Origin of the sequence: Amycolatopsis saalfeldensis (assembly GCF_900110575.1) — a bacterium.
Classification (GTDB): domain Bacteria; phylum Actinomycetota; class Actinomycetes; order Mycobacteriales; family Pseudonocardiaceae; genus Amycolatopsis; species Amycolatopsis saalfeldensis.
In genome coordinates this window covers 897,889-910,026 of record NZ_FOEF01000001.1, presented here as the reverse complement: position 1 = coordinate 910,026, position 12,138 = coordinate 897,889, and the positions used below count along the sequence as shown (strand labels likewise).

The 12,138-nt window shown below is 70.9% G+C and carries 15 protein-coding genes and 1 tRNA gene; 5 read left to right on the top strand and 11 right to left on the bottom strand.

Translation table 11 applies throughout. The features are described from left to right. Window positions 1-41 precede the first annotated feature (41 nt). Window positions 42-695 carry a TetR/AcrR family transcriptional regulator gene (locus BMY97_RS04115; RefSeq protein WP_245787126.1) on the top strand — a complete coding sequence of 218 codons (654 nt, stop codon included), beginning with the start codon at window positions 42-44 and terminating at the stop codon, window positions 693-695. A gap of 7 nt (window positions 696-702) precedes the next feature. On the opposite strand, the gene BMY97_RS04110 is transcribed toward BMY97_RS04115, so the two are convergent. The 5 genes from BMY97_RS04110 to BMY97_RS04090 form a co-directional block, all read right to left on the bottom strand. Then, on the bottom strand, window positions 703-1,590 hold the full coding sequence (locus BMY97_RS04110) for a TIGR03621 family F420-dependent LLM class oxidoreductase (protein ID WP_091612511.1): 888 nt from the start codon (window positions 1,588-1,590) through the stop codon (window positions 703-705). A gap of 100 nt (window positions 1,591-1,690) precedes the next feature. After that, the gene (locus tag BMY97_RS04105; RefSeq protein ID WP_091612509.1) at window positions 1,691-2,671 is read right to left on the bottom strand and encodes a ribose-phosphate diphosphokinase; all 981 of its coding nucleotides are present in this window, start codon (window positions 2,669-2,671) and stop codon (window positions 1,691-1,693) included. Beyond that, window positions 2,668-4,161 (bottom strand): bifunctional UDP-N-acetylglucosamine diphosphorylase/glucosamine-1-phosphate N-acetyltransferase GlmU, encoded by a 1,494-nt coding sequence (gene glmU / locus BMY97_RS04100; RefSeq protein ID WP_091612967.1) that lies wholly within the window; start codon window positions 4,159-4,161, stop codon window positions 2,668-2,670. The genes BMY97_RS04105 and glmU overlap by 4 nt, the downstream gene beginning before the upstream one ends. 48 nt (window positions 4,162-4,209) lie before the next feature. After that, the gene (locus tag BMY97_RS04095; RefSeq protein ID WP_091612964.1) at window positions 4,210-5,904 is read right to left on the bottom strand and encodes a GGDEF domain-containing protein; all 1,695 of its coding nucleotides are present in this window, start codon (window positions 5,902-5,904) and stop codon (window positions 4,210-4,212) included. A gap of 98 nt (window positions 5,905-6,002) precedes the next feature. Further along, window positions 6,003-6,074, bottom strand: a tRNA-Gln gene (locus tag BMY97_RS04090). A 206-nt stretch (window positions 6,075-6,280) separates the two neighbouring features. Here BMY97_RS04090 and BMY97_RS04085 point away from each other — a divergent pair. Together BMY97_RS04085 and BMY97_RS04080 are read left to right on the top strand one after the other, a co-directional pair. Beyond that, a complete protein-coding gene (locus BMY97_RS04085; protein ID WP_091612506.1) occupies window positions 6,281-7,246 on the top strand; it encodes an acyl-CoA desaturase in 966 nt (321 codons plus the stop codon). A gap of 105 nt (window positions 7,247-7,351) precedes the next feature. Further along, a complete protein-coding gene (locus BMY97_RS04080; protein ID WP_091612503.1) occupies window positions 7,352-7,942 on the top strand; it encodes a TetR/AcrR family transcriptional regulator in 591 nt (196 codons plus the stop codon). Window position 7,943: 1 nt separating this feature from the next. On the opposite strand, the gene BMY97_RS04075 is transcribed toward BMY97_RS04080, so the two are convergent. Genes BMY97_RS04075 through BMY97_RS04065 form a run of 3 tightly spaced genes read right to left on the bottom strand, consistent with a single transcriptional unit; the run spans window position 7,944 to window position 9,393 of the window. Then, window positions 7,944-8,336 (bottom strand): NUDIX hydrolase, encoded by a 393-nt coding sequence (locus BMY97_RS04075; RefSeq protein ID WP_091612501.1) that lies wholly within the window; start codon window positions 8,334-8,336, stop codon window positions 7,944-7,946. Continuing rightward, window positions 8,333-8,851: an isochorismatase family protein gene (locus BMY97_RS04070; RefSeq protein ID WP_091612499.1), complete on the bottom strand. Its 519-nt coding sequence runs from the start codon at window positions 8,849-8,851 to the stop codon at window positions 8,333-8,335. The genes BMY97_RS04075 and BMY97_RS04070 overlap by 4 nt, the downstream gene beginning before the upstream one ends. Further along, window positions 8,848-9,393 (bottom strand): MarR family winged helix-turn-helix transcriptional regulator, encoded by a 546-nt coding sequence (locus tag BMY97_RS04065; protein WP_091612497.1) that lies wholly within the window; start codon window positions 9,391-9,393, stop codon window positions 8,848-8,850. The genes BMY97_RS04070 and BMY97_RS04065 overlap by 4 nt, the downstream gene beginning before the upstream one ends. A gap of 31 nt (window positions 9,394-9,424) precedes the next feature. On the opposite strand from BMY97_RS04065, the gene BMY97_RS04060 reads away from it, so the two are divergent. Continuing rightward, on the top strand, window positions 9,425-10,144 hold the full coding sequence (locus tag BMY97_RS04060) for an SDR family NAD(P)-dependent oxidoreductase (protein ID WP_091612494.1): 720 nt from the start codon (window positions 9,425-9,427) through the stop codon (window positions 10,142-10,144). Here the strand turns inward: BMY97_RS04060 and BMY97_RS04055 are convergent. Genes BMY97_RS04055 through BMY97_RS48165 form a run of 3 tightly spaced genes read right to left on the bottom strand, consistent with a single transcriptional unit; the run spans window position 10,133 to window position 11,914 of the window. Next, window positions 10,133-10,483, bottom strand: coding sequence for an MmcQ/YjbR family DNA-binding protein (locus BMY97_RS04055; RefSeq protein ID WP_091612492.1), 351 nt, complete (start codon window positions 10,481-10,483; stop codon window positions 10,133-10,135). The genes BMY97_RS04060 and BMY97_RS04055 overlap by 12 nt on opposite strands. 51 nt (window positions 10,484-10,534) lie before the next feature. Further along, window positions 10,535-11,710 carry a PQQ-dependent sugar dehydrogenase gene (locus BMY97_RS04050; protein ID WP_091612489.1) on the bottom strand — a complete coding sequence of 392 codons (1,176 nt, stop codon included), beginning with the start codon at window positions 11,708-11,710 and terminating at the stop codon, window positions 10,535-10,537. Between the two features lie 30 nt (window positions 11,711-11,740). Continuing rightward, on the bottom strand, window positions 11,741-11,914 hold the full coding sequence (locus BMY97_RS48165; RefSeq protein ID WP_245787150.1) for a hypothetical protein: 174 nt from the start codon (window positions 11,912-11,914) through the stop codon (window positions 11,741-11,743). On the opposite strand from BMY97_RS48165, the gene BMY97_RS04045 reads away from it, so the two are divergent. Further along, window positions 11,844-12,137: a hypothetical protein gene (locus tag BMY97_RS04045; protein WP_245787146.1), complete on the top strand. Its 294-nt coding sequence runs from the start codon at window positions 11,844-11,846 to the stop codon at window positions 12,135-12,137. The genes BMY97_RS48165 and BMY97_RS04045 overlap by 71 nt on opposite strands. Window position 12,138: the final 1 nt, after the last annotated feature.

Sequence of the window (12,138 nt, the reverse complement as noted above, 5' to 3'; positions counted from 1 at the left end):
GGCTCGCCAAAGTCAAGACCCAGATCAGGGAGGACCGGCCGATGGCCGCGCTGGAACCCGGACCCGGCCGGACGCGGCCGACGCGGTCCGAAACCCGCCGTCGCATCCTCGACGCGGCGTTCACCGTCTTCGGCGAGCGCGGGATCGCGGCGTCGAAGCTGACCGAGGTCGCCGCGGCCGCGGGACTGACCAAGGGCGCGGTGTACTCGAGCTTCGCGTCGAAGGACGAGCTGGTGCTGGCGCTGATGGAGGAGCACGCCGCGCACCGGCTCGAGGCGAGCCTGGCCGGCTTCGCGGAGGCCGGCGACGGCGGCGTGGGCCTGGGATGCGTCGCGGCGGTGCTGATGCACGAGATGCGCACGGACGCCGTCTGGCACCGGCTGCTCGCGGAGTTCTTCGCGCTGGCCCACCACGACGAGCACCGGCGCGACGCGTTGAAGCTGCGCCGCCGCGAGGTGCGCACGACCATCGCGCGGGCGCTGGAACGGCTGGCCGAGGGGTTCGACCTGGAGCTGCCGCTGCCGCCGCGGGAGTTCGCCGTGATCCTGCTGGCGCTGAGCAACGGCCTCGCCGTCGAGTCGGACATCGACGACGAGGCCGTCCCGGACGACCTGCTCGGCCGCGTGCTGACCCTGATCGCCGGCGAGGCCGTCGCCAAGGTCCGCTCAGCGGCGGAAAGCATTACAGAGCAATGAAAACCCGCTACCGGCCGCGCAGCTCGGCGACCACCGGCGCGAACGTTTCCAGCATCGCCTCGAACACGGTGATGTAGGAGAACCCGTAGCGCTCACGGCGGTCGACGAGCTGTTGGACGATCTCGTCCACCGTGCCGAGGAGCAGTTGCGGCGCGTCCAGCAGCTCGTCGGTGTTCTCTACTGAGCGGTTCTCGACCGAGCGCTCGTCGGTGTCCGCGTGCCACTCGGCCGCGGCGGCGCGCCGGTCTTCGGTCACGACCACGCGCTGGACCAGCATGTTGTACTCGACCTCGCGGTCGCCGGCGAGTGAGCGGAAGAACCGGACGCGTTCGTCCATCGCCTCGGCGTTGTCGAGCACGAAGGTGCCCGGTGGCTTCCCGCGGTCCTGCCTCAGCCCCGCGAAACCGGCGATGTCGGCGTGCTCCGCGGCGAGGCGCAGCACCCCGTCGCTGTTGCCCGCGATCAGCAGACGCGGCAGCCCGCCCTCGTCCGCCAGCCGGGTCTTCAGCTCGTCGAGCCCTTCGACCAGGTAATCGATCCGCTCGGCCGCCTTGCGCCACGGCAGCCCGGCGTCGTCGAACTCGGACTTCATATGCCCGGAACCGAGCCCGAGGTCGAGCCGGCCGCCGGTCAGCGCGTCGGTGCTCGCGACGTCACGCGCGAAGAGCGCCAGGTTGTAGAACGGCACGTTGGACACCAGCGTGCCCACTCGCGGCCGCTCGGTGACGGCGGCCGCGGCCACCAGCGCCGGGAACGGCGCGGGCCGGCCGGGGCCGAGGTGATCGGGCACCGTGATGACGTCGTAGCCCAGCTCTTCGGCCCGGCGGCACTTGGCCGTCCACTCGGCCCGGTCGGTGACCCCGCGGAAGCTGATGCCGAACTTGAATTTCCCCATGCGGCGAAACTAGCGCCTGCCGGGGCGGCGGCGGAGACGATTTCGCCGCCGGCGGACCGAGGTTCACCGGCGGCGAAAACGAGGGCTTTCCGGACGCGGGTCAGGCGGCGCCGTCGAACAGCGAGGTGACCGAGCCGTCCTCGAACACCTGCTGGATGGCCTCCGCGAGCATCGGCGCGATGGACAGCACCGTCAGCCCCGGGAAGCGCTTCTCCTCCGGGATCGGCAGGGTGTTGGTGACGATGACCTCGCGGGCCTTGCACTGCGAGAGCCGCTCGGTCGCCGGGTCGGAGAGGATGCCGTGCGTGGTCGCGATGACCACGTCCGCCGCGCCCTCCTGGATCAGCGCCTCGGTGGCCTTCACGATCGTGCCGCCGGTGTCGATCATGTCGTCGATCAGCACGCAGAGCTTGCCCTGCACCTTGCCGACCACGCGGTTGGCCACCGCCTGGTTGGGCTTGTCCGGGTCGCGCGTCTTGTGGATGAACGCGATCGGCCGGTCGCCCAGCTGCTGCGCCCACTTCTCGGCCAGGCGCACCCGGCCCGAGTCCGGCGAGACGACGGTGATGTCCGCGTCGCCGTAGGTGGCCTTGATGTGGTCGGCGAGCACCGACTGGGCCATCAGGTGGTCGACGGGGCCGTCGAAGAAGCCCTGGATCTGCGCGGTGTGCAGGTCGACCGTCATGATCCGGTCGGCGCCCGCGGTCTTGAACAGGTCCGCGATCAGCCGGGCCGAGATCGGCTCGCGGCCCTTGTGCTTCTTGTCCTGCCGCGCGTACGGGTAGAACGGCATCACCACGGTGATCCGCTTCGCGCTCGCCCGCTTGAGCGCGTCCACCATGATCAGCTGCTCCATCACGTACTCGTTGATGGGCGTGGTGTGCGCCTGGATCACGAAGGCGTCGGTGCCGCGCACCGACTCCTCGAACCGCACGAACAGCTCGCCGTTGGCGAAGGTGTGCGCGGTCTGCGGGGTGATCTGGACGCCGAGGTTCTCGGCGACCTCCTCCGCGAGTTCCCGGTGTGCGCGGCCGGAGAAGAGCATCAGGTTCTTCTTCGGCGTCCCGGACTTCTGGCTCATGCTGGCGACTCCCCGTCGGTTCCTGATTCTGCCAAGGACACGGCGGTGTCCTGCTGCGCGGCGAGTGCGGCTTCCGCCGCCTCCGCCGCGGGTGTGCCCGGCCTGCGCCGGCCCGCCCAGCCTTCGATGGTGCGCTGCGGGCCCGCCGACACCGCCAGCGCGCCTGGCGGGACGTCGTCGCGGATGACCGCACCCGCCCCACTGTAAGCGCCGTCGCCGATCCGCACCGGCGCTACCAGCGTGTTGTCCGCGCCGAGGCGCACGTGGGAGCCGACGACGGTGTGGTGCTTGCCCACGCCGTCGTAGTTCACGAACACGCTGGAGCAGCCGATGTTGCTGTGCTCGCCGATCTTCGCGTCGCCGACGTAGGTCAGGTGCGGCACCTTCGTGCCGTCGCCGATTTCCGCGTTCTTGGTCTCGACGAACGCGCCCAGCTTGCCCTTGGCGCCGAGCTTCGTGCCCGGCCGCAGGTAGGTGTACGGGCCGACGTTGACGCCGTCGCCCAGCTCGGAGCCGGAGCCGTGCACGCGCACGACCGAGGCGTGCGCGCCGATGACCACGTCGGTGAGCGTGGTGTCCGGGCCGACCACCGAGCCCTCACCGACCGAGGTGGCGCCCTTGAGCTGCGTGTTCGGCTCCAGCAGGACGTCGCGGGAGAGCTTCACGTCCGCCTCGATCCAGGTGGTGCCCGGGTCGGTCACGGTCACGCCCTCGCGCTGCCAGCGGCGCACGATCCGGCGGTTGTACTCCGCGCCCAGCACGGAGAGCTGCACGCGGTCGTTCACACCCTCGGTGACCCACGGGTCGTCGACGACCAGCGCGCCGACGCCCTTGCCGTCGTCGCGGGCGATGCCGAGCACGTCGGTCAGATATAGCTCGCCCTGCGCGTTGTCGGTCGACAGGCGCGAGAGGCCGTCGGTCAGCACTGCGGCGTCGAACGCGTAGACGCCCGAGTTGATCTCCTGGATTTCGTGCTGCGCCGGGGTCGCGTCCTTGTGCTCGACGATCGCGCTCACGCCGCCCGCTTCGTCGCGCACGATCCGGCCGTAGCCGGACGGGTCGGCGACCACGGCGGTGAGCACGGTGACCGCGTTGCCGGAGCCGGTGTGCTCGGCCAGCAGCGCGGACAGCGTCTCGGTGTCCAGCAGCGGCACGTCGCCGTAGCTGACGAGCACGGTGCCGGTCAGGCCGTCCGGCAGCTCGTGCAGCGCGCAGGAAACGGCGTGCCCGGTGCCCTTCTGCTCGGCCTGCACGGCGGTGGTGACTTCGCGGCCCAGTACTCCGCCGACGCGCGCCAGCTCGGCGCCGACGGCTTCACGGCCGTGGCCGATCACCACGACGAGGTGTTCCGGGTCCAGTCCGGCCGCGGCGCGGACCGCGTGCTCCACCAAGGGGCGCCCGGCGATCGGGTGCAGCACCTTGGGGGTGGACGAGCGCATGCGGGTGCCCTCACCCGCGGCGAGGATCAGCGTGCTCAGCGGGCCGCTCAACGACACTCCCAATGATTCACCGGTGGGGTTGCTTCTCGGCCAACGATCCTACGTGGGGTCTTCGGAGTCCCACGCGGGGTCGGTCGGGCTGGTCCCGTCGGGCCAGCCGGTGCCGGCTTCGGTGGCCATCGAGTTGGCCGACGCCACCTGGTTGCCACCGCCGCGTTTTGCCTGGTACATGGCGGCATCCGCCCGCGCGAGCACCTGCTCGGCCCGTTCCTGCGGCCGCAGCGACACCAGGCCGATCGACAGCGTGACGCCGTGCGAAAGGTGATGGGGCAGGTCTGCGACGGATTTCACTGCGCGCCCCAGCGCCATCTTCGCCGCCGAAGCCGGCGCGCCCGGGAGCAGCACGATGAACTCGTCGCCGCCGTACCGCGCGACAACGTCGTCACCACGCAACGCGTCACGAAGCGTGCTCGCGACGACACGGAGCACGTTGTCGCCCTCGGCGTGCGACTGGCGGTCGTTGACTCCCTTGAAGCCGTCGAGGTCGACCAGCCCGACGGCCAGCGGCTGCGCGTCGGCCGACGAGGCCAGCGTGCGCAGGCGCTCGTCCAGCGCGCGGCGGTTCGGCAGCCCGGTGAGCGGGTCCTGCAGGGCCTGCTGGGTGATCGCGCCGTGCTCGGCGGAGAGGCGCTCGTGCTCGCGGCGGGCGTTCAGCGTGGCGATCTGCGACTCGCGCAGCGTCCACATCTCCGCTTCGAGCGTGGTGGCGTAGTCGATCATCGACGGGCTGGAGCCGGACGGGTGGTCCCGCGAAGTGTCGAGGCGCGCGAGCTCGCGGGCCACGTTGAGCCGCATCGACGGCTGCGACAGGTCCCTGTTCATCGCGGCGCGGACGTCACGCAGCACCTGCAGCGCCTCTTCCCGGCGGTCGCACCGGTCGAGGCAGCGGGCCAGCGCGATGGCGACGATCTCCTGCTCGTGCGGGAACTGCTGGCCGCTGTTCAGCTCGTGCAGACGGGCCACCTGGTCTTCGCTCGGGTGGTGCAGCGCGAGCGCGGACGCGAGCACGCCGACCTGGTCGACGGCCGCGACGCCGGCCTTGCGCGGGAACAGCGACTCGGCGAACGGGCCCTCGGCCGCCACCGCCATCGACGCGGCCGTGCGGAACTTCTCCTTGGCCTCTTCGTACTGCTCGACGCGCTCCAGCCGCAGGCCCCAGCCGAGCATCAGCCGCACCCGGTTCATCAGCTGCAGGGTGATCTCGTGCGGGCTCGCGCTGTCGCGGATCGCCTGGTGCGCGCGGCCGAGGACCTCCTCGGCGGCCTCGTAGACGCCGAGCTGGTTGAGCACGATCCAGCAGTCGAGCAGGGCGTTGGACAGCATCCGGTTCCAGTTGCGGATGCCGATCTGGCGGTCCGGGATGGTGGAGTCGTCGAGGATCGCCAGCGCCCTGGCGATCTCGGTGAGCGCGGCGTCTTCCTGCGCGGCCAGCACCAGCCGGCGCCCGCGCAGGGCGTGCGCGTCGGCGCGCAGCAGCGAAAGGCCGTGGCGGCGGGTGTGCGCGAGCATCTCGTCGAGCCGCGGCTCGGCCTCGGCGGCCAGGCCGCGCGTGACCAGCCGGGCGAAGGCGGAGGCGCGCAGCAGCTGCGCGACCAGTGACGGCTCGCCGCGGCGCAGGGTCTCTTCGAGCAGCTCGTCCATGATCGCGACGATCTCGAGCTGCTGCTCGTGGGGCTGCCGCTGGACCGCCGCGATCAGTTCGCGGCCACGGCCGACCAGCCAGGCGTCGGACATCTCGGCGAGGGTCGGGCGCCTGGCCCCCGTGTCGTCGGTCGCTTCGTCGGTCAGCCGCCCCACCCCCCATCGCCATGGCCGCCAGGAACGTTCCGCTGCTCCGCCGCCAGGATTCGAACCTGAACCGTCAGAACCAAAATCTGAAGTGCTGCCGATTACACTACGGCGGATCGATCCTGGTCAGGATAGCGATGATCGAAGACCCCGGTCGCGGGAGGGTGAGCCCCGTACCCCCCGGGTACGCGGTAAAAGCAGTTGACTGCCCGGGGATCGGGCAAATCGGGCCTCCCCAGGGCGGGAAACCTCCTGTACCGTAACTTACGGCATCGTAGGTAAGGTGACCCTTCGTAAGGGCTCGTAGGAAGAAGTGAACTGTATGACGGCCACCCTTGACCGTTCCCAGCCCGCTGGAGAGCCGCCGGCCCCGAAGGGGCCCAAACCGATCATCGAGGGCCACCGGTCGATCGGGGTCCAGTTCTCCGTCTACTTCGGCGTGATCGCGCCGCTGGTGGCGCTGCTGGTCGCCGTCCCGTTCGCCTGGGGCTGGGGCCTGAGCTGGGTCGACGTCGGGCTGTTCGTGGTGTTCTACGGGATCAGCGGGCTCGGCATCACCGTCGCCTACCACCGTTACTTCACGCACGGCTCGTTCAAGGCCCAGAAGTGGCTGCGCGTGGTCATGGCCATCGCGGGCAGCATCGCCCTGCAGGGCCCGGTGATCACCTGGGTGGCGGACCACCGCCGGCACCACGCGTTCTCCGACCGCGACGGCGACCCGCACTCCCCGTGGGCGTTCGGCACCTCGCCGATGGCCATCGCCAAGGGCTTCTGGCACGCGCACATGGGCTGGCTGTTCGAGCGCGACACCAGCAACCAGGGGCGGTTCGCGCCGGATCTGGTCAAGGACAGCGCCATCCGCAAGGTCGACGACCTGTTCTGGCTCTGGGCACTGGTGAGCCTGCTGCTGCCGGCGCTGCTGGGCGGCCTGATCTCGTGGTCGCTGTGGGGCGCGGTGACCGCGTTCTTCTGGGCGGGCCTGGTGCGCATCTGCGTGCTGCACCACGTGACCTGGTCGGTCAACTCGATCTGCCACATGATCGGCGAGCGCCCGTTCGCCGCGCGGGACAAGTCGGCCAACTTCTGGCCGCTGGCGATCTTCTCCTTCGGCGAGTCCTGGCACAACCTGCACCACGCCGACCCGACGTCCGCGCGCCACGGCGTGCAGCGCGGGCAGATCGACATGTCCGCCCGGCTGATCTGGATGTTCGAGAAGTTCGGCTGGGTGCACGACGTGCGCTGGCCGACTCCGCAGCGGCTGGCGAGGATCGCCGCCGAAGCGAAGTAGGTCTCCGGTTCGGCGTAGTCTGCCCCGGTGGCGGGGAGACGACGGGCCAAGCGAGAGGCGGCCGTCACCGGAGCGCGACCGACCGCTCCGGTGACCCGGGTTCGCATGACGGGCAGCGAGCGCCGGCAGCAATTGCTGAACGTGGCGCGGGCACTGTTCGCAGAGAAGGGTTTCGACGGCACCTCGGTGGAGGAGATCGCGGCGCGCGCCAACGTCTCCAAGCCGGTGGTGTACGAGCATTTCGGTGGCAAGGAAGGCATCTACGCGGTGGTCGTGGACCGCGAGACGCGGGTCCTGCTCGACCGCATGGTCTCGACCCTGCACGGCGGCCACCCGCGCGTGATGCTGGAACAGGCGGCGTGCGCGTTGCTCGGCTACGTCGAGGACTCCCATGACGGCTTCCGCATCCTGGTCCGCGACTCACCGGTGGCCAGCTCCACCGGCACGTTTTCCACTGTGCTGAACGACATCGCCAGCCAGGTGGAGCACATCCTCGCGCAGCAGTTCGCGGCGCGCGGGTACGAGGAGAAGCTTTCCGCCGTGTACGCCCAGGCTCTGGTCGGCATGGTCGCCCTCACCGGCCAGTGGTGGCTCGACGCCCGCAAGCCGAAGCGTGACGAGGTGGCGGCGCACCTGGTGAACCTGGCCTGGAACGGGCTGTCCAATTTGGAGCACAAGCCCAAACTGCTCGGCTGACTCAGCGCAGCAGCCCTTGCGAGTGCAGGTCGTCGAAGATCAGCTGGTCGACGGCGGAGACGCGGGGGCGGTCGGCGTACCCGAGCCACGCGAGCTCCGCGATCTCGCTGCTCGGCGTGAGTGCGCCGGTGTATTCGGCGGTGTAGCAGGTCATCCGCACCACCACGCCGGACGCGCGGCCGTGCGCCTGCGCTTCCCACGTGCCGGCCGGGGAGATGGACGCGGGCATCAGCGCCACGGTCAGCTCCTCGGCGATTTCGCGCACCAGCGTCTCGACGTCCGACTCGCCCGGCTCGCGCTTGCCGCCGGGGAAGTACCAGGCGTCCTTGCCCTTCGAGCGGGTGCTGAGGATCCGGCCGTCCACGAGGTGCAGCCAGGCGATCTTGTCGATCATGCGAGCGCCGCCAGCACCTCGTCGGTGGTGGCCACCGTGCCGAGCCGCGTGAAGATCTTCGTCAGCGACGATTCGTGCGAGAGGTCCGAAAGGCCGGTCATCGCGTCGGACACCGCGATGGTCTGGTAGCCGTGGTCCGCGGCCGCGCGCAGCGTCGACTCCACTCCGAACTCCGTGGCGATCCCGCCGAACACCACCGTGCGCACGCCCGCTTCGCGCAGATGGGCGTGCAGGTCGGTGCCGTAGAAGCCGCCGATGGTCTGCTTGACCACCAGCTTCTCGCCGACGCGGGGCTGGATCTCGGGCACCACGTCGAGGCCGTCGGCCTGCTCGCTGCCCGGCGGCCGCGCCTGGACGACCACCACCTGGGCGCCGGCCTCGGAAAATGCGTCGCGCAGGCGCACGGCGTTCGCCACGACCTCCGGCCCGGACAGCGGGGTCGTCGGCAGGGCCACGATCCGCTCCTGCAAGTCGACGAGCACGAGGGCGGCGGAGCCGGGGTCGATCTCGGTCATGGCGCCGATCCTAGGCCTGCCCGGTGATCGAGGTCGGCGAGCAGGAGGCGCAACAGGCCCGCCAGCTGGTCGCGCTGGGCCGGGGTGAGGGCCGAGACCAGCGTCTCCTCGTGGTCGAGCAGGTCGGTCACGGTGCGCTCGATCAGCTCGTGCCCGGCCGCCGTCAGCTCGACGTGCACCGTGCGACGGTCCTCTGTGGACTTGACGCGGCGGACGTGCCCCTCGCGCTCGGCGCGGGCCGTCTGCTGGGAGATGGCGCCGGGGCTGACGCGGCAGCGCTTCGCCAGCTCGCCCGCGGTCAGCCGGTACGGCGGCCCCGCGCGGCGCAGGGTGCTCAGTAGCGTCCGCGTCGTCGCGTCCACGCCGAGCCGCAGCATGGTCGCGCGCCGGTCGTCCTCCAGCAGCTTCGCGATGTGCCAGATCCGCGTGATGACGCCGATCGACGCCACGGGCGCGCCCGGCTGCTCGCGCTGCCACGCCCGCTGGATCTCGTCGACCTCGTCGCTTGACGCGTTTTCCGGCGCGCGGGTACGGTCGTCCATGGACTTACTTTAACAGTAAAGGATGTATTTGATGAGTCGGAACGTCGTGGTGACCGGCGGGGGCACGGGAATCGGGTACGCGGTGGCTTCCCGGTTCGCGCGAGACGGTGACCGAGTGACGATCACCGGCCGCCGTGAAGGCGTGCTCACCGAGGCCGCGGCCCTGCTCGGCGCGCGGGCGGTGGTCTTCGACGCGGCCGATGCCACCGCGGTCGCGAACGCGCTGGGAGAACTGCCCGAAACCGTCGACGTACTGGTCAACAATGCCGGGGGAAACACCGATTTCCTCCGTGACGACGAGGCCGGCCTGGCCGCGCTGGACGCCGCCTGGACCGCGAACTTCCGGGCCAACGTGTTCACCGCCGCGCTGATCACCTCGGGCCTGCGCGACCGGTTCGCCGACCACGGCCGCGTGATCACCATCGGCTCCATCGCCGCGCACACCGGCGGCGGCTCGTACGGCTGGGCGAAGGCGGCCGTCGAGGCCTGGAACGCCGACGTCGGGCGGATGCTCGGCCCGCGCGGCATCACCGCGAACGTGGTGGCGCCCGGCCTGATCGTCGACACGGAGTTCTTCCACGGCAAGCTCACCGACGAGCGCCGCGCCCGCCTGGTCGGCAACACGATGAACAAGCGCGCCGGTGTGCCCGAAGACGTCGCCGACGTCGTCGCGTTCCTCGCGAGCCCGGCCGCCGGCCACGTGACCGGGCAGGTGGTGCACGTCAACGGCGGTGCGCACTCAGGTCGCTGAGCCGTCCAGGAACTCGGCGGCCACGCGCTTCGGCACGCACATCCGCCACGCGTCGAGGACCAGCTCGGTCATTTCGTCGGCCTCCAGCGCGGCGAGCCGCACGCGGACCCACTGGTAGCGCTCGTCGGACGGCTCGGGTGGCAGGAACTTCTCCGGCTCGCCGGCGACCAGCGCGTCCCGCTGCTCCCTCGGGAACGCGAAGCCCATGGTCGTCTCGTCACGGGAGAAGGCCAGGTAGACGATCCGGCCGATGCGGAACTTCACCCGGTCCCGCACCAGTGCTTCGGTGCTGCGCGGCAGCGTCCGCGCCAGCCGGCGCACGTCCTCGATGGTCACCATCGGTGGAGGCTAGCGCGGCTTCCCTGAAACCTGTTGTCAGCGAAGCCGGTCTCAGGCAGGTGTCACGCGCAGCAGTTTGTCGTTGTCACCGTTGGAAGTCGTCACGTACAGCGCGCCGTCCGGGCCGCTGCGCACGCCGCGCAGGCGGCCGAACTTGTCGTCGAACTCCTTGGGCAGCGTCACGCTCGTGACGTTCGCGGCGGCGTCGAGGTGCAGCAGCAGGAGCTTCTGGCCCTTGAGCGCGGCGACGGCCAGCGCGCCGTTGTTCGCGCCCCACTGCTCGCCGGTGAGGAACGCGTCGCCGCTGGTCGCCTCGGTGATCGAGCCGGTGGTCCACAGTGGACTGACGGCGTCCGGGAAACGCTTCGTGTCCGTCATCGGCACGCTCTCGTCGTAATTCGGGTCGGTGCCGCCCTTGGACGGGTCCCAGCCGTAGTTCCCGCCGCGCTTGATCAGGTTGACCTCGTCGTCGAAGGCCGGCCCGTGCTCGGCGGTGATGACCTGCCCGGTGCCGGGGCGGATGGCGACGCCCTGGATGTTGCGGTGCCCGTAGGTCCAGATCCGCCGTTCGTTCGGGTCGGCCGAAGAGAAGAACGGGTTGTCCGGCAACGGTTCCCCGGTCTTGGCGTTGATCCGCAGCACCTTGCCGCCGAGCCGGTGCCGGTCCTGCGAGACCGCCGCGGTCGCGGTGTCGCCGGTGCCGACCAGGAGCGCGCCGTCCGGGGCGAGCGTCGGGCGGCAGCCGGAGTGGCGCCCGCTCGGGTTGACCGGCAGGCCGGTGAGCAGGTCGCGCGCCTTCACCGCGCTCGCGCCGTCCTCGGCCAGCCGCCAGGTGACCAGCCGGATGTCGACCGCCTTGCCGTTCTCCTGGTGCGTCTGGCAGGTGGTGAACTCCCGGGACGAGCCGAAGTCCGCGGCCGGCGCGAGGCCCATCAGCCCGCCTTCGCCCTGCACGAGGACGTCGAAGAAATCGGCGCGCACCTCGGTCACCCGGCCCTCGCGCACCAGCGCGAGCCGGCCCGGCCGTTGCGTCACGAGCATGGCGCCGCCGGGCAGGAAGCCGATGTCCCAGCCGTGCTCCAGCCCGCTCGCGACCTCCTCGACGTGGAAGCCGCCGGCCGCCGGCGCGGTGGTGGCCGGCGGCGTCTGGGCGTTCCCCGGCGGGCTCGAGCAGGCCGCGGTGAGCACCACCAACGTCGCGAACAGGGCGGGCACGGAAAGGCGCATGGGCCCAGCATGCCGGACAAACCGGAAAGATCACCGATTCAATCGCCGGACGGCGAGGTCGTCGGCCGCGATCGCCGCGACGCCGTCGCCGTTCAACGAGCTGATGCTGCGCACGTTCGAGCGCGACGGCTTCGTGGACCGGCGCGCGTGCGCGGTCGTGCCGCCCCGCGTCGAGCACCGCCTCACCGCGCTCGGCCGCCCCACGGGCGGACGCCGTCACCTCCGCTCGGACGCACCGCGGGTGATCGCCGACGGTTCCGCGGCGCGTTCACACTCAGTCGCCACCAGCCGGACAGACCTTCGCGAGGGGAGTTTCGGGGCCACCGCGGCGGATCAGCCGGTTCCGCTGCGTGAGCGCGGGCGGGCGCCGGTGTCGCGAGCGGCCCACTCGTGCGGTGAGCGGCATCTTGTCGGTGCCGGCACGTAGT